This window comes from Tersicoccus solisilvae (assembly GCF_014643255.1).
Classification (GTDB): Bacteria; Actinomycetota; Actinomycetes; order Actinomycetales; family Micrococcaceae; genus Tersicoccus; species Tersicoccus solisilvae.
The window spans coordinates 380,170-400,525 of record NZ_BMJI01000001.1; the positions used below are offsets into that span (position 1 = coordinate 380,170).

At 72.8% G+C, this 20,356-nt stretch carries 17 protein-coding genes, 1 tRNA gene and 1 riboswitch; of the genes, 9 read left to right on the top strand and 9 right to left on the bottom strand.

What is annotated here, in order from left to right; genetic code table 11:
* The first annotated feature begins 171 nt into the window (after nt 1–171).
* Both IEX22_RS01865 and IEX22_RS01870 read left to right on the top strand, forming a co-directional pair.
* The gene (locus IEX22_RS01865) at nt 172–2,301 is read left to right on the top strand and encodes a bifunctional copper resistance protein CopD/cytochrome c oxidase assembly protein (RefSeq protein WP_438816573.1); all 2,130 of its coding nucleotides are present in this window, start codon (nt 172–174) and stop codon (nt 2,299–2,301) included.
* Nucleotides 2,298–4,244 carry an NHL domain-containing thioredoxin family protein gene (locus tag IEX22_RS01870; protein ID WP_229659690.1) on the top strand — a complete coding sequence of 649 codons (1,947 nt, stop codon included), beginning with the start codon at nt 2,298–2,300 and terminating at the stop codon, nt 4,242–4,244. Before IEX22_RS01865 ends, IEX22_RS01870 begins: the two co-directional genes overlap by 4 nt.
* 88 nt (nt 4,245–4,332) lie before the next feature.
* Here IEX22_RS01870 and IEX22_RS01875 read toward each other — a convergent pair whose 3' ends face one another.
* From IEX22_RS01875 to IEX22_RS01905, 7 genes are all read right to left on the bottom strand, one after another.
* Nucleotides 4,333–5,322, bottom strand: a complete 990-nt coding sequence (locus IEX22_RS01875) for a hypothetical protein (protein ID WP_188665469.1) — start codon at nt 5,320–5,322, stop codon at nt 4,333–4,335.
* Nucleotides 5,323–5,332: 10 nt separating this feature from the next.
* Nucleotides 5,333–6,928, bottom strand: a complete 1,596-nt coding sequence (locus IEX22_RS01880; RefSeq protein ID WP_188665473.1) for a helicase HerA-like domain-containing protein — start codon at nt 6,926–6,928, stop codon at nt 5,333–5,335.
* 42 nt (nt 6,929–6,970) lie between these two features.
* The gene (locus IEX22_RS01885; RefSeq protein ID WP_188665476.1) at nt 6,971–7,894 is read right to left on the bottom strand and encodes an AEC family transporter; all 924 of its coding nucleotides are present in this window, start codon (nt 7,892–7,894) and stop codon (nt 6,971–6,973) included.
* Nucleotides 7,891–8,163, bottom strand: a complete 273-nt coding sequence (locus IEX22_RS01890) for a protealysin inhibitor emfourin (protein ID WP_188665479.1) — start codon at nt 8,161–8,163, stop codon at nt 7,891–7,893. Before IEX22_RS01890 ends, IEX22_RS01885 begins: the two co-directional genes overlap by 4 nt.
* Before the next feature lie 59 nt (nt 8,164–8,222).
* A complete protein-coding gene (locus IEX22_RS01895) occupies nt 8,223–9,347 on the bottom strand; it encodes a M4 family metallopeptidase (protein WP_188665482.1) in 1,125 nt (374 codons plus the stop codon).
* A 127-nt stretch (nt 9,348–9,474) separates the two neighbouring features.
* Nucleotides 9,475–9,545 (bottom strand) — tRNA-Gly (locus IEX22_RS01900).
* Nucleotides 9,546–9,669: 124 nt separating this feature from the next.
* Nucleotides 9,670–11,094, bottom strand: coding sequence for a CAP domain-containing protein (locus tag IEX22_RS01905; RefSeq protein WP_188665485.1), 1,425 nt, complete (start codon nt 11,092–11,094; stop codon nt 9,670–9,672).
* Between the two features lie 191 nt (nt 11,095–11,285).
* On the opposite strand from IEX22_RS01905, the gene dcd reads away from it, so the two are divergent.
* Nucleotides 11,286–11,867 (top strand): dCTP deaminase, encoded by a 582-nt coding sequence (gene dcd / locus IEX22_RS01910; protein WP_188665488.1) that lies wholly within the window; start codon nt 11,286–11,288, stop codon nt 11,865–11,867.
* Between the two features lie 44 nt (nt 11,868–11,911).
* Here dcd and IEX22_RS01915 read toward each other — a convergent pair whose 3' ends face one another.
* Nucleotides 11,912–13,222, bottom strand: a complete 1,311-nt coding sequence (locus tag IEX22_RS01915; protein ID WP_188665491.1) for an MFS transporter — start codon at nt 13,220–13,222, stop codon at nt 11,912–11,914.
* A 209-nt stretch (nt 13,223–13,431) separates the two neighbouring features.
* Between IEX22_RS01915 and IEX22_RS01920 the strand changes: the two genes are divergently transcribed.
* Genes IEX22_RS01920 through mnhG form a run of 6 tightly spaced genes read left to right on the top strand, consistent with a single transcriptional unit; the run spans nt 13,432 to nt 19,797 of the window.
* Nucleotides 13,432–16,377, top strand: a complete 2,946-nt coding sequence (locus IEX22_RS01920; protein WP_188665494.1) for a Na+/H+ antiporter subunit A — start codon at nt 13,432–13,434, stop codon at nt 16,375–16,377.
* Nucleotides 16,374–16,901, top strand: a complete 528-nt coding sequence (locus IEX22_RS01925) for a Na(+)/H(+) antiporter subunit C (protein ID WP_188665497.1) — start codon at nt 16,374–16,376, stop codon at nt 16,899–16,901. Before IEX22_RS01920 ends, IEX22_RS01925 begins: the two co-directional genes overlap by 4 nt.
* The gene (locus IEX22_RS01930) at nt 16,898–18,520 is read left to right on the top strand and encodes a Na+/H+ antiporter subunit D (protein ID WP_188665500.1); all 1,623 of its coding nucleotides are present in this window, start codon (nt 16,898–16,900) and stop codon (nt 18,518–18,520) included. The genes IEX22_RS01925 and IEX22_RS01930 overlap by 4 nt, the downstream gene beginning before the upstream one ends.
* Complete coding sequence (locus IEX22_RS01935) at nt 18,517–19,080, top strand: Na+/H+ antiporter subunit E (RefSeq protein ID WP_188665504.1); 564 nt, start codon at nt 18,517–18,519, stop codon at nt 19,078–19,080. Before IEX22_RS01930 ends, IEX22_RS01935 begins: the two co-directional genes overlap by 4 nt.
* Nucleotides 19,077–19,337: an MrpF/PhaF family protein gene (locus IEX22_RS01940; RefSeq protein WP_188665507.1), complete on the top strand. Its 261-nt coding sequence runs from the start codon at nt 19,077–19,079 to the stop codon at nt 19,335–19,337. The genes IEX22_RS01935 and IEX22_RS01940 overlap by 4 nt, the downstream gene beginning before the upstream one ends.
* A 52-nt stretch (nt 19,338–19,389) precedes the next feature.
* Nucleotides 19,390–19,797, top strand: a complete 408-nt coding sequence (mnhG, locus tag IEX22_RS01945) for a monovalent cation/H(+) antiporter subunit G (protein ID WP_188665521.1) — start codon at nt 19,390–19,392, stop codon at nt 19,795–19,797.
* A gap of 28 nt (nt 19,798–19,825) precedes the next feature.
* Here the strand turns inward: mnhG and IEX22_RS01950 are convergent, their stop codons facing one another.
* The gene (locus IEX22_RS01950; protein WP_188665524.1) at nt 19,826–20,086 is read right to left on the bottom strand and encodes a DUF4235 domain-containing protein; all 261 of its coding nucleotides are present in this window, start codon (nt 20,084–20,086) and stop codon (nt 19,826–19,828) included.
* Nucleotides 20,087–20,202: 116 nt separating this feature from the next.
* Nucleotides 20,203–20,345, top strand: a riboswitch (TPP riboswitch).
* The last annotated feature ends 11 nt before the right edge of the window (nt 20,346–20,356 follow it).

Consider the following 20,356-nt stretch of genomic DNA (forward strand, 5'->3'; position numbering starts at 1 on the left):
GCCGCGGCGGCATGCCGCGGCAGGATCGACGAGGCGGGGACGACCGAGGACGGTCGTCCCCGCCTCGTCCGCGTTCGGGCCGTGTGATCCGGGCGCCGTCCCGGATGACGTCGGATGTGGCGGGCGTCGCCCGCGTTCGGCCCCGTGCGGCCCGTGACGGACAATGGAGACGTGGTGAGCACGCAAGAACAGCAGCGCCGGCGCAAGCCCGTCGGCGTGGCCCCGGCACCCCGCGATCCGGATCGCACCCCCGCCCTGCCGCCCCACGTCGCCTTCTGGCTGGCCCCCGTCGCGGTGGCCGCCGTCATCGGCGTCGTCGCCGGGGTGCAGCTGACCGGGGCCGCGGCGCCGCGGCAGCTGTCCGATCCCGGTGCGGTGGTGCGCTGGGGCCTGCCCGTGGCGCAGGTGACCAGCTATCTCGCCATGGCCGTGGTGATCGGCTGCCTGCTCTTCGCCTGCACCCTCGTCCCCGCCTTCGCCGACGGGCGGCGGCCCCGGTCGCGCACCGCCCCCGGGCGCGACACGGAGCACCCGGCGTTCCGCCGGCTGATGACGGCGGCGGCGGCCGGCGGCGTCGTCTGGACGCTCGCCGCGATCGTGGTGACCGTCCTGACCTACGCGGACGTCTCCGGCGTCCCCATGTCCGCCGAGCCGGGGTTCACCGCCCAGCTCGCCTACTTCGTCACCGCGCTGGGCAGCGGACAGGCGTGGCTCGCCGTCACCGTCATCGCCGCGCTGGTCAGCACGCTGGCGCTGGGGGTGCGCAACCTCACCGGGCTGGCGCTGACCACCGTGCTCGCCCTCGCGGCGACCGTGCCCCTCTCCCTGATCGGGCACTCGGCGTCGGCGGGCGACCACGAGGGCGCGGTCAGCTCGCTCGGCCTGCACCTGGTCGGCATCTGCCTGTGGGTCGGCGGCGTGGGCGCCCTGGCCGTCGCCGCGCCCGCGCTCGGACCGCTCACCGGAGTCACCCTGCGCCGGTTCTCCGCTCTCGCCGGCGTCGCCTTCGTCCTCGTGTTCGCCTCGGGCGTCGTCAACGCGGCGATCCGGCTCGGCGACTGGGCCGCCCTCGGCTCGCCCTACGGCATGCTCGTCGTCGCCAAGACGGCCGCGACCCTCGTGCTCGGCGTCTTCGGGTTCGCCCACCGGCGCTGGGTGCTGCCGCGATTCGCCGCCGGCCGGCTCGGAGCTCGCCGCGCCATGGGCCAGCTCGTGGTCGGGGAGATCGTCGTGATGGCCGCGACCATGGGGCTCGGCACCGCGCTGAGCCGCTCCGCCACCCCGGCCCCCGAGGACCTCACCCCCGACGCGTCGCCGGCGTTCCTGCTCTCCGGATACGACCTGCCGCCCGAGCTGACCCCGTCCCGGCTGCTGACCGAGTGGCGCTGGGACTGGCTCTGGGTCGCGGTCGCCCTGCTCGCCGCGGTCGGTTACCTCCGGGGGGTGGGGGTGCTGCACCGTCGCGGCGACCGCGTCCCGGTCGTGCGCACCGTCGTCTGGCTGCTCGGCTGTGCCGCCCTCGTGTACGTCACCTCCGGTGGCCTGGCGGTGTACGGGCGCGTCATGTTCAGCGTGCACATGGTGGACCACATGGCCCTGACCATGGTCGTGCCGCTGTTCCTCGTGGTCGGCGCGCCCGTGACCCTCGCCCTGCGGGCGTTGAGCCCGCGTACCGACGGCACGCGCGGACCCCGCGAGTGGATCCTGCGGATCGTCCACTCCCGCTACTCGGCCGTGATCACCCACCCGGTGGTCGCGGCGGCCCTGTTCGTCGGCTCCCTGGTCGTCTTCTACTACACGCCGCTCTTCGGGTTCGCCCTGACCGAGCACGTGGGCCACGAGCTGATGATCGTGCACTTCCTGCTCACCGGCTACCTGTTCCTGGTCGTGCTGATCGGCACGGACCCGCTGCCACGCCGTCCCGCCTACCCGCTGCGGCTGGTCCTGCTGCTGGCCACGATGGCGTTCCACGCGTTCTTCGGCGTGACATTGATGGGCTCGACGACGCTGCTCGAACCCGACTACTTCGGCAACCTCGCCCGCACGTGGGGTCTGTCCCCGATCGCCGATCAGCAGCTCGGCGGCGCCTTCGCGTGGGGCATCGGCGAGATCCCCACGATCGTGGTCGCCATCGGCGTCGCCGTGATGTGGTCCCGGGCCGACTCGCGGGAGTCGAAGCGCCGGGACCGGGCGGCGGACCGGAATAACGAGGCAGAACTGACCGCTTACAACGACATGTTCGCCCGCCTGGCGCAGGCCGACCGGCGCGGCGGACCGCAGACCCCGAAGGAGACCCCGTGAGCAGCAGCACGACGTCCGAGACCACCGGCACCGCGGACCTGCGCACCGACTACCGGGTGCGGGCGTCGGAGCTGGTCGGCCGCGGCTGGCTGAACACCGGGGGTGCCGACGTCGACCTCGCCTCCCTGCGCGGCAAGATCGTGGTCCTGGACTTCTGGACCTTCTGCTGCATCAACTGCCTGCACGTCCTGGACGAGCTGCGCCCCCTGGAGGAGAAGTACGGCGACGTCCTCGTCACCATCGGCGTGCACTCCCCGAAGTTCGAGCACGAGGCCGACCCGGAGGCCCTCGCCGCCGCCGTCGACCGGTACGAGATCCACCGGCCCGTCCTCGACGACCCCGAGCTGACCACCTGGCAGGCCTACGCCGCCCGCGCCTGGCCGACCCTCGTCGTCATCGACCCCGAGGGCTACATCGTCGCCCACCTGACCGGTGAGGGGCACGGGCACGGCCTCGCCTCGCTGATCACCGAGCTCGTCGAGGAGCACGACGCCAAGGGCACGCTGCACCGCGGGCAGGGCCCGTACGTGCCGCCGCCGGCCACCGAGTCCGCCCTGCGCTTCCCCGGCAAGGTGCTGCCGCTCGGGGACCGTGCGCCGGGCCACTACCTGGTCAGCGACACCGGCCACCACCGCGTCGTCGAGCTCGACGCGGACCTGACGACGGTGCTGCGGGCGTACGGCGACGGTGAGCGGGGCTTCGCCGACGGTGCCGCCGACGCCGCCCGGTTCAGCGAGCCGCAGGGCCTGACCCTGCTGCCGGCCGAGGTCGCCGCGACCGTCGGGTACGACGTCGTCGTGGCCGACACGGTGGGCCACCGGCTGCGCGGACTGAACCTGGCCGACGGCACCGTGCGCACCGTCGTCGGCAACGGGGTGCAGCGGCTGATCCAGGACCCCGCCGACGCGGCGCGGGAGCCGGAGCGGCTCGCCGGTGCGGACCCGGTGGACGTGGCCATCTCCTCCCCGTGGGACGTCGTGTGGTCGCCCGAGCTGGCCGCGGTGGTCGTCGCGATGGCGGGGACCCATCAGATCTTCGCGTTCGACCCGGTCGGCCGGTCCCTGCGCATCCTCGCCGGCAACGGCAACGAGGGACTGCTGGACGGACCCGGCGCGGACGCCTGGTTCGCGCAGACGTCCGGCCTGGTGGCGGGGGCCGACGGGTCCATCTGGGCCGCCGACTCCGAGACCTCCTCCCTGCGCCGGCTGGTGCCGACCGCCGACGGGGGCGTCGCCGTCGAGACCGCGATCGGCGCCGGCCTGTTCGACTTCGGCTTCCGCGACGGCGACGCCGCGCAGGCCCGGCTGCAGCACCCGCTCGGCGTCACCGTGCTGCCGGACGGCTCGGTCGTGCTCGCCGACACCTACAACGGGGCGATCCGGCGGTACGAGCCGACCACCGGGCAGGTCAGCACGCTTGCTCGGGACCTCGCCGAACCCTCGGACGTGCTGCTGGACACCAGCGGCAGCCAGCCGCTCCTGCTCGTGGTCGAGACCAACGCCCACCAGCTCGTCCGGCTCCCGGTGCCGGCGCAGGCCCTCACGGTCGACGAGGGCGCCGCCCAGACCCAGCGCCCGCGCAGCGCCGTCGCCGCCGGCGCCTTCGACGTCTCGATCCGGTTCAGCGCCCCGACCGGGCAGAAGCTGGACGACCGCTGGGGCGACCCGACCCAGCTGAAGGTCTCCGCCACCCCGGCCGAGCTGCTCCTCGACGGCGCCGGCTCCTCCACGGGGCTCTCCCGCACCCTGCGGATCAACCCCGACGTGCCCGAGGGCGTGCTGCACCTGACCGCCCGGGCCGCCGCCTGCGACGGCGAGAAGGACGGGCCGATCCCGGACCACGCGGCCTGCCACCTGTACCAGCAGGACTGGGGCATCCCGGTCACGGTGACGGCCGACGGCGAGAGCGATCTCGTGCTGGAGCTGCGCGGCGTCAACGCCTGACGCCTCTTCCGCCAGCTCGTCAATAGATGCTCCATCCGGTCCGAAAAAGGGCCTCCGTGAACATCTATTGACGAGCTGGCAAGGGAGGTCAGCCGGTGGCGGCGCCCGGGTCGGTGATGCGCGGTCGCACCGTCACCGTGTCGCCGTCGACGTCCAGCTCCGCGGTGAAGGTGAAGTCCTCGGTCGACCGCAGCTCCTTCTCCACCCCGGTGAAGAGATCGGTCTCCCGGGTGCGCAGTTCCGCCTGACCGGTGAGGGGCCGCACCGTCCATGCGCCGTCCCGGGACGCGATCTGCGGTTGCGGGTAACGGGTGATCCGCCACGTCACGGGCCCGGTGATGAGGTTGTCGGAGAAGTGGTAGAACGGGCACCCGGCGGGGGCGAGCACCTGCTGGCTCGCGCACCGGTCGAGCATCCGGCGTAGCTGGTCCCGCACGGACGTCACCATCGCCGGCGTCGGCTCCGCCGCCAGGGCCAGCGTGGGGGCATCGTCGAGACTGGTGACGGTCGTGCTGCGCTCCGGCGCCTGCAGCATCGTCCCGGACCAGCCGGCAATCAGCCGGGCGGGGACGAAGCTGACCAGGGTGGCCTTCCCGCCCGGCGCGGCCACCGTCGTCCCGTTCACCCGGGCCCGGTCCTGCCCGGGGAAGGTGACGGTGGTCCGGGGAAGGGCCGCGCCGGCCAGCTCCCACCGGTCGAAGAACAGCCAGCTGCTGCCCGCCCGGTGCACCGGGAACACCGTGGTGCCGGCCTGACCGTCCAGCGTGTACCGGGCGGTCACGGTGGCGTCGTCCCCGGTGCGGGCCCCGACGGACAGGTCGACGTCGTCGAGGCGCTCCACCGAGCGTTTGAGCGGGTCGCCCGTGAGCAGGGCCGGGTTGCCGTCCGGCACGCTCGCGCCGAGCAGCCCGAGCGCCCGGGATCCGTCGCCGTCCCGCAGCGCCGACAGGTAGGCCCGCACGGCGTGCTCGGGGCCGTAACCGCGCGCGTTCACGGTCGTCACGACGACCACGGCGACGACGAGCACACCGACGAACGTCAGTGCCCAGAGCACGGCCGCGCGGCGGACGTGACGCACGCCCGCCACCTCAGCGACGACGGCGGCGCGTACCGAACAGCCCGCGGACGAACTCGCGCCCGACCTGTCCCGCGATGTCCGCAGCGACGTCGAGCAGGGGATTGCGCGGGGCCCGCGGCGCGCTGCGGGCGCGCTCGGGCTCCCGTCGCTCCGGCTCCCGTCGCTCCGGTTCGCGCGTGATCTGCTCCTCGATCCGGCGGGCCTCCTCGTCCCCGGCATCCGGCGCGTCCGCGGCGGTCCCGGTTCCGTTGCCGGACCGGGCCGCGAGCTTCTCGAACGCCGACGGCGAGTCGACCGGGGTGCCGTACGTCGCCTGGCCGGGCGAGGCGGCGACGGTGGCCCGCATGGCGTCGGCCGGCGCGGGGCCCATCAGGGAACGGGGCGCGATCATCCGGGTCCACGCCACCGGGGTGGGGGCACCGCGCTCGTTCATCACGGTGATCACGGCCTCGCCGGTGCCGGCGGAGGTGAGCACGGAGGAGAGGTCGTAGGGGCTGGTCGGGAACGTCGCCACGGTGGCCTTGAGCGCCTTGGCGTCGTCGGGAGTGAACGCGCGCAGCGCGTGCTGCACCCGGTTGGCCAGCTGGCCGAGCACGTCCCCGGGCACGTCCTTCGGGGTCTGGGTCACGAAGAAGATGCCCACCCCCTTGGAGCGGATCAGCCGGACGGTGGTGAGGATGGCGTCGAGGAAGGCGGGGGAGGCGTCCTTGAACAGCAGGTGCGCCTCGTCGAAGAAGAACACCAGCTTGGGCTTCTCCACGTCGCCCACCTCCGGCAGGTCGGCGAACAGGTCGGCCAGCAGCCACATCAGGAAGGTGGAGAACAGGGCCGGCTTCGTCTGCACGGTGGGCAGCTCGAGGCAGGACACCATGCCCCGGCCGTCCTCGGCGGTGCGCAGCACGTCCTGGCTGTCGAACTCCGGCTCCCCGAAGAACTTCTCCATCCCGTCGGCCTCCAGGCCCACGAGCTCGCGCAGGATGACGCCGGCGGTCGCCTTCGAGAGCCCCCCGAGGGCGGCGAGCGACTCCTTGCCCTCCGGGGAGGTCAGGTGCGTGATGACGGCGCGCAGATCCTTGAGGTCGTACAGCTCCAGGCCCTGCTGGTCGGCCCAGTGGAAGATGAGCTGCAGGCTCGACTCCTGGGTCTCGTTCAGGTCCATGATCCGGGAGAGCAGGATCGGGCCGAAGCTGGAGACGCGGGCGCGCAGCGGGATGCCGACCCCGTCTCCGCCCAGGGCGTAGTACTCGACGGGGAACGAGGCGGGCGCCCAGTCCATCCCGACGTCGGAGGCCCGCGCGGTGATCTTCTCGTTCGGCTCGCCGGGGGCGGACAGGCCGCTCAGATCGCCCTTGATGTCGGCGAGGAACACGGGTACCCCGGCGGCGGAGAGCTGCTCGGCCATCAGCTGCAGTGTCTTCGTCTTGCCGGTACCGGTGGCGCCGGCGACGAGGCCGTGCCGGTTCATCATGGCCAGGGGCAGCCGGACGGGCGCGTCGGCGTGCACCTGCCCGTCGACGAGCGCGGCGCCCAGGGCGATCGAGGGGCCGCTGAACGTGTAGCCCTCGGCGATGGCCCGGACCTGGTCCGTGGAGGTCTTCTCGGTCATGCGCCCAAGGCTAGCCCAGCGGCTCCGGGGTATCCCTGCCGATCAGGCCAGCAGCGCGGCGACGAGGACGAGCACCGGGACGGACAGCACCGTCGTCACGAGCACCGTGTCCTTCGTCTGGCCGACGGCCGCCCCGTACCGGGAGGCGACGACGTAGGCGTTCTGGGCGGTCGGCAGGGCGGCCATCACGACGACGGCGAACAGGGCGCGCCCCGACAGGCCGAGGACGAGGGCGCCCAGGGCCAGGGCGATCAGAGGCTGGATCACCACCTTCGCCGTCGTCGCGGACGCGACGTCGACCCACTGGGTCCGATCCCGCAGCGGGCGGGAGCCGTGCAGGCCGATCCCGAAGGCGAGCAGCATGCCGGGCACGGCGATCCCGCTGATCAACCGGAACGGCTCGAGCACCAGGTCCGGCAGGCGGATCCCGGTGACGGAGAGCAGGATCCCGACGACGGAGGCGATCAGCACCGGGTTCGCGGCCACCTGCCCGATCCGGCGCACCGCGCTGGTGCCGCGCCGGGCGGTGGCCACGTCGAGGGCCGCGGTGACGAGCGGGGTGAGCAGCGTCATCTGGAACACGATGATCGGGGCGGCCACCGCCGCGTCGCCGAGCACGTAGACGGCGATCGGGATGCCGAGATTCGCGGCGTTGACCAGCGAGCCGGTCGCCCCCGTCATGATGGCCGTGGGCCAGGTCCGCCGCAGCAGCACCCGCGACCACACCAGGTACAGGGTGAGCACGATGCCGGCGCTGGCGGCGGCGGCGAGCAGCTGGACGGAGAACACCTGGTGCAGGTCGGTGCGGCCGAACGTGACCAGCATCAGGGCGGGGGTGCCCACGAAGAAGACGGTGCGGCTGAGCACCTGCTGCGCGCTCGGCCCGAGCACGCCCGACCGGCCGATCAGGTACCCGATGCCGATGACCACCCAGACGATCGAGAACCCGGCGAGGACCCCGCTCACGCGGGACGGGTCGGATCGGCCCCGTTGCGGGCTTCCTCCAGCAGATCACGCCACGGACCGTCCAGCCGGGACTCGGCGATGGCGATGCGGTGGACACCCGCCGCGAAGACGTAGGTGAAGCGGTCCCGCTCCGCCGGGGGCCCGTCGACGGCGGCGTCACCGTCCCCCATCTGCCGCACCAGGCGGTCGGCGGTCTGCTCGTCGACGGCCACCACCCACTGCCGGCGCAGCCCGGCGAAACCGCCGGTGCGCGTGATCGTGATCTCCATGGCTGCCTCCCGCGTCCATTCTGGACCGCGGGCGGCGCCGGCGGGCAATCCGGGGAGTCTCAGCCGCCGGTCGGGGGGTCCGCGGCGCGGGCGGTCTTGCTCGGCGTGACCCCCACGCCGGCCCACGCGTCGGTGACCGCCCGCACCTCCTCCCCGTCGGCGCCGTACCGGTCCGTCGCGACGTCGAGGGTCTCCTGGGCGAAGCGGGCGAAGTCCGCGCTGGCCGGCAGCCGGTCCGAGGTGATGGTGTCGTACCAGATCTGCCCGGCCCGCTCCCACGCGTGGCCGCCGAGGGCGACCGCGGCCAGGTAGAACGCATGGTTGGGGATACCGGAGTTCAGGTGCACCCCGCCGCTGTCCTCGGCGGTGTCGACGTACCCGTCCAGGTGGGCGGGCTGCGGGTCCTTGCCGAGCGCCGGGTCGTCGAACGCCGTGCCGGGCGCCGCGAGCGACCGCAGGGCCGTCCCGTGGATGCGCGGGCCGAAGATGCCGGCGCCGACCAGCCAGTCCGCCGACGCGGCGTCCTGGCCGCGGACCCACTGCTCGGTCAGGACCCCGAACACGTCCGACACCGATTCGTTCAGGGCACCGGACTGGCCCTGGTACACGAGGTTGGCGCTGTACTGGGTGACGCCGTGGGTGAGCTCGTGGGCGATGACGGTCAGCGCGGAGGTGAAGGAGACGAACACCTCGCCGTCCCCGTCGCCGAAGACCATGCGCTCCCCGTTCCAGAAGGCGTTGTCGTACTGCTGCCCGAAGTGGACGGTCGCGTCCAGGGGCAGGTCGTTGCCGTCCAGGGAGCGACGACCGTAGGCGTCGGCGTAGAAGTCCCAGGTGTGGCCCAGGCCGTCGTACGCCTCGTTCACGGCCGCGTCGTCGACGGCGGGCGTGCCCTCGGTGCGCACCGGGGTGCCGGGCAGGGTCTCCCCGTGCTCGGCGTCGCTGATCGTGCGGGAGAGGCCGGTGCGTGTGACCGGCGGGGTGACCGAGCTGCGCAGGCCGCGCCGCTGGGCGTGGATCCGTTCGAGGTGGTCCAGCGCGTGCCGCGCCGCGCCGGCGGCGTCGAGGAGCGGCGGGTCCTCCAGCCGGGCGAGCCGCCGGAGCAGGTACGGCGGCACGATCGTGCAGACCTGCGGCTCGGCGCCCGCGTCGCGGTGGGTGAGATGAGGGGATGAAGGGGTCATGGCGTGCCTCCCGTCGCGTGTCCGGTCAGCCTAGCGACGGGCGCCGACATTTCCTCCGGGAACGCGCGAACGCCCGGATCCGCGGGGCGGGTCCGGGCGTTCGGCGATGTCCGGGACATCGAGACGGAGCGGCTGACGGGAATCGAACCCGCGTATCAGGCTTGGGAAGCGTGCGCTCTACCATTGAGCTACAGCCGCGTCGACGCGTGCCGGCTCCGGTGAGGCAGCGGCCGACGTCATCGGACAGCCTAGCGCACCTCGGCACCCGCGCCGTGCACGGCCGCGCTCCCGCGCACTCCCGTGCCCGCTCGACCGGCCCGGCTCACTTGACCAGCAGGTACGGGGACCAGCCGCCCCCCGCCTCGGTGCGCGTGCGCAGGCCGCCGCCGGCGATGGGATGGTAGCTGAGTCGGCCGTTGGACCACTTCGCGACCAGCCCGGTGGTGCCGGCTCCCTGGTAGCCGACGAGCGTGCGCGTGCTCGTCACCGCGCCCCAGCCGCCCCCGAGGGAACGGCGCGCCTCGGCGAGCACCCGGCCCCGGCCGTCGGACCGGTAGAGCAGCATCGACCCGTCCGGCCGGCGGACGGCGAGGTCGGCCGCCCCGTTGCCGTCGACGTCGGCCATGCTGAAGCTCAGGCCCTGCCAGCCGCCGCCGAGCGCGCCGGCCGTGCTCACGGTGCCGCCGGTCGCGTTCCGGTAGTAGGTCAGCTGGCCGGCCGACCCGTAGGCGACGATGCCGGGGAAGCGCTCGCCCGTGCACCAGTGGCCGACGGCCGCGGTCATCACGCCCCACCCGGTGCCGATCTGCACCGCCGTGCCGAACCCGCCGGTGGGCATGCCGCGGTTCAGGGTGAGGGCCCCGGAACGCCAGATGGTCACGACGTCGACCACGCCGTCCTGGTTCCAGTCGGCCGCGAAGACGTCCTTCGCGCCGCCGAAGCCGGTCAGCAGGGCACGCCGCGCCGCCAGGGCGCCCGTGCCGGTGGCGGGGTAGTCCCACAGCGTGCCGGCCGGGTCCACGGCGAGCACGTCCGCCGGGCTGCCGATCGAGGCGGCGGGCGGTGGCGTGGTCGTCGCCCGGCCGGCGACGCCCGCCGCGCACATCCCGGTCGGGGTCGGGGTCGGGGTCGGGCTGGGTGCCGGCGCCGGCGCGGGGGCGCTGCTCGGGGTGGACGCGACGGTGGCCGTCGCGTTGGCCGGGACCGGGTCGTACCCGAACAGGTTGATGACGCCCCACATCGTGTACCGGCCCGGGGTGGTCCAGGGGGAGCCGTCGGTGAAGGTGATGCCGATCCCGATCACGTTGACGTCCGGCTTGAGCAGCGCGGCGTTGTGTCCCGGCGAGGTCTTCCACCAGGCGATCAGGTCCGCGGCGTTGCGGCTCCAGGAGACGGCGATGTTCTCCCGCATGGCGTCGGGCAGCAGCGGCCCGCCGACCCGGGGATCCGTCCAGAACAGGGGCCGGTGGTTGTAGGGCGTCTCGTCGGCGGCGATCCGGTCGGACCACTCCTGGCTCATCACGGAGACGGTCGGGCTGTACTTGACCGGCTTGAGACCCTTCTGCGCCCGGTAGGCGTTGATGCCGGCGAGCAGGTCCCGCACCTGCGTCAGGTTGGAGTCCCGCACCAGGTTGCGCACCGCGGTCGGCGCGCTGCCGGGGGCGGCGGTCGCCACCGGCGCGGTGGCGGTCACGGCGGTGATGGAGAACAGGCACGCCAGCAGGCACGCCAGGAAACGTCGGGGCATGGTCTTCCTCGGGCAGTTCGATCAGGGCGGTGCGGCACCCGCGTGAGGACGGCCCGAGGCCTGGCTCGTCGTTGTCGAACCGTGAGTCGGGTCTCGGCGTGGCGTCACCCACCGTGCCTTCACCTGTGCTATCGACACCGCTCCGTGATCGGTAAGCGATCCGCGTCACCCGGTCGGCTATCCTGCTCGACGTGCTGCTCTCCGATCGCGACATCCGCCGTCAGCTCGCCGACGCCCGCATCGTGCTCGACCCGCTCGAGGACGGGATGGTCCAGCCGTCCAGCGTCGACGTGCGGATCGACCGGTTCTTCCGTCTCTTCGACAACCACAAGTACGCCCACATCGACCCTTCGGAGGACCAGAGCGAACTGACGCGCCTGGTCGAGGTCGACCCGGACGAGCCGTTCATCCTGCATCCCGGCGAGTTCGTCCTCGGCTCGACCTACGAGGTCGTCAGCCTGCCGGACGACATCGCGGCCCGGCTGGAGGGCAAGTCGTCGCTGGGGCGGCTCGGTCTGCTGACCCACTCGACCGCCGGGTTCATCGACCCGGGCTTCTCGGGGCACGTGACCCTCGAGCTCTCGAACGTGGCCACGCTGCCGATCAAGCTCTGGCCCGGCTCGAAGATCGGCCAGCTCTGCTTCTTCCAGCTCTCCTCACCCGCCGAGCACCCCTACGGCAGCGGCCCGTACGGGAATCGGTACCAGGGTCAGCGCGGGCCCACGGCGTCCCGCTCCCACCTGAACTTCCACCGCAGCGCCCTGCCCCGCTGACGGGTCCGCCCACCGGCGCCGCGCGTGGCCGGGCGGCATGCCGCTCAGGCCGGGCCGGCGTCGATCGGGTCCGGTTGCGGGGCGTGCTCCGGCGGCCGGACCGGCAGCAGCACGAGCAGTCCCGCCAGCAGCACGACGAGGATCCCGACGATGCCCCAGCGCTGAGCCCCGAACAGGGTCACCGCGGCGGCGAACAGGGTGGGGGCGAGGAAGCTGACCGCCCGGCCGGTCGTGGCGTACAGCCCGTACAGCTCGCCCTCCTGCCCGGCGGGCGCAAGCCGGCCGAGGAAGGAGCGGGCCGAGGCCTGCGCCGGGCCCACGAACAGGCAGAGCACCAGGCCGCACACCCAGAAGCCCGCCTGGCTGGTCATGAACAGCATCCCTGTGCCGGAGGCGAGCAGGCCGAGCAGGGAGAGGATGATCACCCGGCGGGGGCCGAGGCGGTCGTCGAGCACACCGCCCGCAGCCGCCCCGAGGGCGGCCACCACGTTGCCGGCGATGGCGAAGACGATCACCTGCGTCAGGCTGAACCCGAAGGTGCCCGCGGCGATCACCCCGCCGAACGTGAAGATCGCGGCCAGCCCGTCCCGGAACACCGCGCTCGCGGCCAGGAAGTAGACCGTGTGCGGGCTGCGCCGGTAGAGGGCGACGACGCGGCGGGCGAGGACGCGGTACGAGGCGAGGAAACCGGTGCGCGTGCCGGCGGCGTCCGGCCGGATCTCGGGCACCCGGGTCAGCACCGGCAGCGCGAACGCCCCGAACCACAGCGCGGAGAACAGGGCCACGGCGCGGATGTTCAGGGCGTCCTCGGTCGGGATCCCCAGCAGGTTCGGCGACACGAAGCCGAACAGCACGATCGCCAGGGCGAGGATGCCGCCCAGGTAGCCCATCGCCCAGCCCAGGCCCGAGATCCGGCCGATGGTCCGCGGCGTCGAGATCTGCGGCAGCATGGCGTTGTAGTTCACGCCCGCGAACTCGTTGAAGACGTTGGCGACGGCGATCAGGGCCGCACCGAGGAGCAGGAACTCCGGTGCGGGGCGGACCAGGAAGCACGCGGCGGTGGTGAGGACGACGACGCCGGTGTGCGCCCCCAGCCAGAACCGGCGCCGTCCGGCGAGGTCGGCACGTTGCCCCGTGACCGGGGCGAGCAGGGCCACGGCGAGGCCGGAGGCGCCCAGCGCCCAGCCCAGCACCGACGACGCGTGCCCGGGGTCCCCGAACGACGCCGACGTCAGGTAGACGGTGAAGACGAAGGTCGTCATGACGGCGTTGATCGCCGAATTGCCCCAGTCCCACCACGCCCACGCCAGCACCTGGCGACGGTCGGTGCGCCCGGAGCCCCCAGGGGTGCGCATGGCTGCAGGATAACCCGCGGCCCGGCGCCGGGCGGGGGAGCGCGCTTGATAGGGTGAAACGGTCGTCGCAGCGTCCGATTCTTGTCAGCGCCCCGCTGTGACCGGTCCCGTTTCCCGCCCGACGTCCGCCGTGACGCGGGCGGCGTTGCGACCGGAGTCGGACCTCGACGCCGACCGGGCGCCGTCGAACCGAGTCCGAGGAGGGTGCCGTGATCGTCGTCCTCGCGGTGCACGCCCTCGTCGCCCTCGCCGCCCCCCTCCTCTTCCGCGCCGGCCGCACCGTCGGCTTCGGCGTCCTCGCCGCGGTTCCCGCCGGCAGCCTGGCGTGGCTGATCACGCAGTACGGCCCCACCCACGCCGGTCCGGGCGCGGCGATCACCGAGGGCGTGCCGTGGGTGCCGCAACTGGACCTGGCCCTCGAGTTCCGGATGGACGCGCTGAGCTGGCTGTTCTGCGTCCTCATCCTCGGCGTCGGGGCGCTCGTGCTGCTCTACTGCACCCGCTACTTCCATCGGGACGACGCCTCGCTCGCGTCGTTCGGTGCGCAACTGCTCGCGTTCTCCGGCGCGATGGTGGGGCTCGTCGTCGCCGACGACCTGATCCTGCTGTTCGTGTTCTGGGAGATCACGACGATCCTGTCGTACCTGTTGATCGGGTACAACCGGAACAAACTGTCCGCCCGCCGCTCGGCCCTGCAGGCCCTGGTCGTCACCACCGCGGGCGGCCTGGCGATGCTCGTCGGCCTGATCGTGCTCGGCACGGTGGCCGGTACCTACCGCATCTCCGCGATCCTCGCCCTGGGGCCCGGCCTGCTGGAGCACGGTGGCGCCGTCGCCGTCGCCCTCGTGCTGATCCTGGCCGGGGCGATCACCAAGTCCGCGCTGCTGCCCTTCCACTTCTGGCTGCCCGGCGCGATGGCCGCCCCCACCCCCGTCAGCGCGTACCTGCACGCCGCGGCGATGGTCAAGGCCGGCATCTACCTCGTCGCCCTGTTCGCGCCGGTGTTCGGGGAGAGCCCCCTGTGGCGGTGGCTGCTGCTGCTCGTCGGCGCCGGGACGATGCTGATGGGCGGCTGGACCGCCCTGCGCCAGACCGACATCAAGCTGGTTCTCGCCTACGGCACCGTCAGTCAGCTCGGCTTCCTGGCCCTCACCGCGGGCGGCGGCTCGCGGGAGACGGCCCTGGCCGGGCTCGCCCTCGTGCTCGCTCACGGCCTGTTCAAGGCGACGCTCTTCCTGGTCGTCGGGATCATCGACCACCAGGCCGGCACCCGCGACACCCGGCAGCTGAGCGGTGTCGGCGCCCAGGCGCCCCTGCTCGCGGTGGTCGCCGTCATCGGCGCCGCCTCCATGGCCGGCATCCCGTTCCTCGGCGGGTTCGTCGCCAAGGAATCCGCCTATGAGGCGTTCGTGCACGCCGCCGAGGTCGACGGCGTGTGGGGCCTGCTCGGCCTGATCGGCATCGTCGCCGGTTCCGTCCTGACCGTCGCCTACAGCGGCCGGTTCCTGTGGGGGGCGTTCGCCCGGAAGCAGGGCGTGGAGCCCATCGACTTCCCGGCGCCGTCCCGCCTGTTCCTCGCCGCGCCGGTCGTGCTGGCCGTCGCGACCGTGCTGTACGGGGTGTGGCCGGCCCCGGTGAACGCCTGGATCGAACCGTACCTGCAGGCGTTCCCCGCGGACTGCGCCGCCGCCGACTGCGCCGACCCGTACCTGGCCCTCTGGCACGGGTTCACCGTCGCCCTCGGGCTGACGGCGATCACCTTGGCCCTCGGCCTGACGCTGGTCGTGCTCCGGGAGCGGATCGAACGGCTGCAGGCGGCGCTGCCCCGGATGCGGGCCGCCGACATCGTCTACCGGGACGCGATCAACGTCCTGGACATCGTGGCCGTGTGGGTCACCGGCCGGACGCAGCGCGGCTCCCTGGTCTTCTACCTCTTCATCATCCTCAGCGTCTTCGTCGTCGCCTCCGTGGGGGCCGCGGCCCTGGCCGGCGGACCCGGGGGCACGGCCGCCGATTCCTCCCGGTGGCTGGTGGCCGACAGCCCGGTCCAGATCGCGATCGGCGCCGGCATCGTGTTCGGGGCCGTGGCCGCCACCCGGGCGTCCAAGCGGTTCCTCGCGGTCCTGATGGTCTCCGTGACCGGGTACGGGATGGTCGTCATCTTCGCGCTGCAGGGGGCGCCGGACCTGGCGCTGACGCAGATGCTGGTGGAGACCATCGTCCTCGTCGCCCTGGTGCTCGCGCTGCGGGTGCTGCCGGCCCGGCTCTGGCGCCGCGCCCCCTCCAGCTTCCGCGTCGGCCGGCTCGTGCTCGCGCTCGCCGTCGGGGGCGGGATGGTCTTCGTCGCCGCGACCGCGATGGCGGCCCGCACCGCGGAGCCGATCTCCCTCGCCTTCCCCGACCTCGCCTACCACGGCGGCGGCGGGTCGAACATCGTCAACGTCACCCTGGTGGACATCCGGGCGTGGGACACCTTCGGCGAGATCACGGTGCTGGCCGCCGCGGCCACCGGCGTCGCCTCCCTCGTGTTCGTGCACGGCCGGGGTCGCCCCCTGCAGCGCGCCACCGCGGAGCACATCGGCTCCGTCGGCCGCACCCGCGCCACCTCGGCGCGACTGGACGTCGCCCGCCGCTTCGCCGACACGGACCGGGAGCCCTGGCTGCTGGCCGGGCGCACCCTGGCGCCCGAGCGCCGGTCCATCCTGTTCGAGGTCATCACCCGGCTCGTCTTCCACACGATGGTGCTGCTCTCGATCTTCCTGCTGCTCAACGGGCACAACGCCCCCGGCGGTGGGTTCGCCGGCGGCCTGGTGGCCGGACTCGCCCTGGCGGTGCGCTACCTGGCGGGCGGGCGGTACGAGTTGGCGGAGGCGACGGTGCTGACCGCCGGTCAGCTGCTCGGCGTCGGCCTGGCCATCGCCTGCGCCTCCGGGGTGCTGCCCCTGTTCTTCGGCGGTGAGGTGTTCCAGACGGCGATCCTCGAGATGGACTGGATCGTGTTCGGCCACGTCAAGGTCGTCACCTCCACTCTTTTCGACATCGGCGTGTACCTCGTCGTCGTCGGGCTGGTGCTCGACGTGCTGCGCAGCCTCGGTGCCGAGGTGGACCGGCGCGGCGAGGAGTCGCCCGCCTTCGCGGAGGTGGGGCACCGGTGAGCATCAACGTGACCCTGCTCCTCGTGATGGGCGTCCTATACACCTGCGGCGTGTACCTGCTGCTCGAGCGCTCCCTGACCCGGGTGATGCTCGGCTTGATCCTCATCACGAACGCCACCAACCTGCTGCTGCTCACCACCGCGGGCGTCGCCGGCCGGGCACCGCTCGTGGTCTCCGGCGTCGATGCGCGGGAGTACACGGACCCCGTGCCGCAGGCGTTGACCTTGACGGCGATCGTGATCAGCTTCGCCGTCACCGCCTTCCTGCTCGGCGTCATCTACCGGTCCTGGTCCCTCGCGCGCCAGGACGAGGTGCAGGACGACATCGAGGACCGCCGCGTCGCCCACCAGCCCAGCTTCCAGCGAGAGGAGGACGCCGTCATCCCGCACGACACCTCGGAGTTCACCGGGGCGGCGGAGACGTCGCTCGCGGAGCAGGAGGAGCGTCCCGGCCGGGTCGGGCACGCCGACGCGCCCCGCGCGGCCGGTCACGAGCAGGCGCACGCGCGGAGGTGGGACGCATGAGCGGCCTCGACCCGGTGTCCCTGGCCCCGCTGGCCGTGATCCTGCCGTTCCTGGGCGCCGCGCTCGCCTTCCTGCTGATCCGCCGGCCCCGGGCGCAGGCGCTGATGTCCAACGGCGTCCTGACCGCGACCCTGGCGCTGGAGACGTGGCTGCTGGTCATCACGTGGGACCGGGGACCACGGTCGATCGAACTCGGCGGCTGGCCCGCCCCGTTCGGCATCGTCATGGTCGTCGACCAGTTCTCGGCGCTGATGCTCGTGGTCTCCAGCGTCGTGAGCCTGGCGGTGCTCGTGTACGCGACCGCGCAGGGGGCCGCCGGCGGGGAGGGGGAGGAACCGATCTCCGTCTTCCACCCGGCGTTCCTGATCCTCGTGGCGGGGGTGTCCAACGCCTTCCTGGCCGGCGACCTGTTCAACCTGTACGTCGGGTTCGAGATCCTGCTGACCGCCAGCTACGTGCTGATCACCCTCGGCGGCACGTCCCCGCGGATCCGGGCGGGTGTGACGTACGTGGTGGTCAGCGTCATCTCCTCGATGCTGTTCCTGATCGCCATCGCGCTGGTCTACGGCGCCACCGGGACGGTCAACCTGGCCGACGTCGCCGTCAAGCTGGAGGGGCTCGACCCGGGCACCCGGACCATGCTGCACCTGATGCTGCTGGTCGCCTTCGGCATCAAGGCCGCCGTCTTCCCGCTCTCCTTCTGGCTGCCCGACTCGTACCCCACCGCACCCGCCCCGGTGACGGCCGTGTTCGCCGGGCTGCTGACCAAGGTGGGCGTCTACGCCATCGTCCGGCTGGAGACGCTGCTCTTCCCGGGCGACGAGCTGAACGACCTGCTCATGGTGGTCGCCCTGTTCACGCTCGTCGTCGGGATCCTCGGCGCGCTCGCCCAGACGGACATCAAACGTCTGCTCTCCTTCACCCTCGTCAGCCACATCGGCTACATGGTGTTCGGCCTCGCGCTCTCCTCGGCCGTCGGGCTCGGGGCCACCGTCTACTACGTCGTCCACCACATCGTGGTGCAGACCGCGCTGTTCCTCGTCGCCGGGCTGATCGAGCGGCGCGGCGGCACGACGGCGATCGACCGGCTCGGCGGGATGGCGAAGATCGCGCCCGTGCTCGCGGTGCTGTATTTCATCCCCGCGATGAACCTGGGCGGCATCCCCCCGTTCTCCGGCTTCCTCGGCAAGCTCGGGCTGCTGCAGGCCGGCGTGCAGAACGGCAGCCCCCTGGCGCTGGCCCTCGTCGTGGCCAGCGTGCTCGTCTCGTTGCTGACCCTGCTGGCCCTGGCCCGCGTGTGGAACCGGGTGTTCTGGCGCAGCCCCAAGGACGCCGAGTACCCGGACCCCGTGCTGCTGGCCACCCGGGAGGACGGCGGGTCGGTGCGCACCAGCTCCACCGTCATGAACGCACCCAAGGGTCGCTGGGCGGGCTCGGACGCGGTCCGGCTGCTGCCGGCCGGGATGGTTGCCGCGACGGTCGGCATCGTCGCGGTCGGCGTCGCCCTGACCGTCGTCGCCGGCCCGCTGTTCGGCCTCGCGGACTCCGCCGCCGCGTCCATGCTCGAGCGCACGCCCTATCTCGAGGCCGTGCTCGGCCACGAGGCGGTGGGCCGATGAGCCGGCAACGGATCTCCCTGCGGACGGAGGCGCCGCTGCTCGTGTGGCTGGTGCTGGTGTGGGGTGCCCTGTGGCAGGACTTCAGCCTCGGCACGCTCGTCTTCGGGGCGGTGCTCGCCCTCGTCGTCGTCCACACGTTCTCTCTGCCGCCGGTGCAGCTGGGCGGCCGGTTCAACGTCGTGCAGTTCGTCGTCGCCGTCGCCGAGTTCGTCCGGGAGCTGACGATCGCGAGTTTCCATGTGTTCTGGATGGCCGTGGTCCGGGGCCGGACGATGCGCAGCTCCCTCGTCGCCGTGCCGCTGCGGACCCACTCGGACCTGATCCTGACGGCCACCGCGAGCGTGACCGGCCTGGTGCCCGGGTCCGTGGTCGTCGAGGTGGACCGCGCCGGGTCCACCCTGTACCTGCACTGTCTGGACGTGGCCACGGCCGAGGGGGCCGACCGGGTGCGGGAGACGGTCCGCACCACGGAGGCGCGCCTGATCAAGATGATGGGCTCCCGGGAGGACCTGGCCCTGCTCGACACCGGCGATCGGGCCCGGATCGGGGGCACGGCATGATGTTCGTCGCCGTCGTGATCAGCGCGGTCATGCTCGTGATCGCCGCCGCCGGCGCCATCTACCGGCTCGGGCGGGGGCCGTCCCTGCTGGACCGGGTGCTCGCCGCGGACGTGATGCTCGTCATCATCGTCTCGGCGGTCGCCGTCGACGCCGTCTACCGGCGCAGCACCGACTCGGTGCCGCTGATGGCCACCATCACCATCGTCGGCTTCATCGGTTCGGTGGCCGTCGCCCGGTTCGTGGCGTCGCGGCGGTGAGGGACGTGCGCGGGACCACGGGACCAGTGATGCGGCACGGGAGGAGAGCACGATGAACGAGATCCTGGACGGCGTCGCCGCCGTGTTCATGGTGGTCGGCGCGTCCATGTCGCTGGCCGCCGCGATCGGCCTGATCACCTTCCCGGACCTGCTCACCCGCATGCACGCGGCCACCAAGCCGCAGGTGTTCGGCCTGCTGCTCCTGCTGCTCGCGGTGGCCCTCGCGATGCGCGCGTGGACGCTGCTGCCGCTGCTGGTCTTGATGTGGATGTTCCAGCTGCTGACCATCCCGGTCGGCGGCCACATGGTGGCCCGCGCGGGCTACCGCGTCCGGCGCGTGGACCGGGACGCCCTGGTGATCGACGACCTGCGCGACGTCGTCCAGGCCGCCGGCGCCGCCCCGGACGGAGCGGAGGACGGCGGCGCGACGGCGGCCGACCCGCCCCCGGGGCGTTCCTAGCGGCCGGGCTCAGCCGGCCAGCCGAGGCTCAGACCTCGCGAGGATCCCGCATCGAGCGGGCGGCCTTCTGCGTGGACTTCGCCACGGCGAACTTGATCGCGGTGCTCACCAGGGTGGTCAGCACGGCCCAGCCGAGGATCTCCTTGATGGTGTCGTCGTCGTTGTCGCCGGGCTTGGTGGGCGGTTCCTTGCCAATGACCTTCTGCCAGCCGGCGGTCAGCACCTTGTTGGCGACCATGACCGCGCCGATCGAGAGACCGGTTCCCGCGAGTTTGACGATGGTGTCCATCGCGTGCTCTCCCCTTCCATCGGAGTCGTTCGAACCGTCATCAGCCTACTGCCTGCCGGCGCGGCGCCGACGAGCGGCGTCGACGAGCGGCCCCGAGCCGCCGAGTAGACTGATGCCACCAACGACAGGGGAGCGCCTCCTGCCCGTCGGACCGGGTTCGGCCCGCCGGCGGCGTGGCCGGCGCTGAGAGTGCGGACCGCCGCAGACCCTCGAACCTGATCCGGCTAGTACCGGCGAAGGGAGTCGAGCTTCTCGAAGCCACCGGGCTTC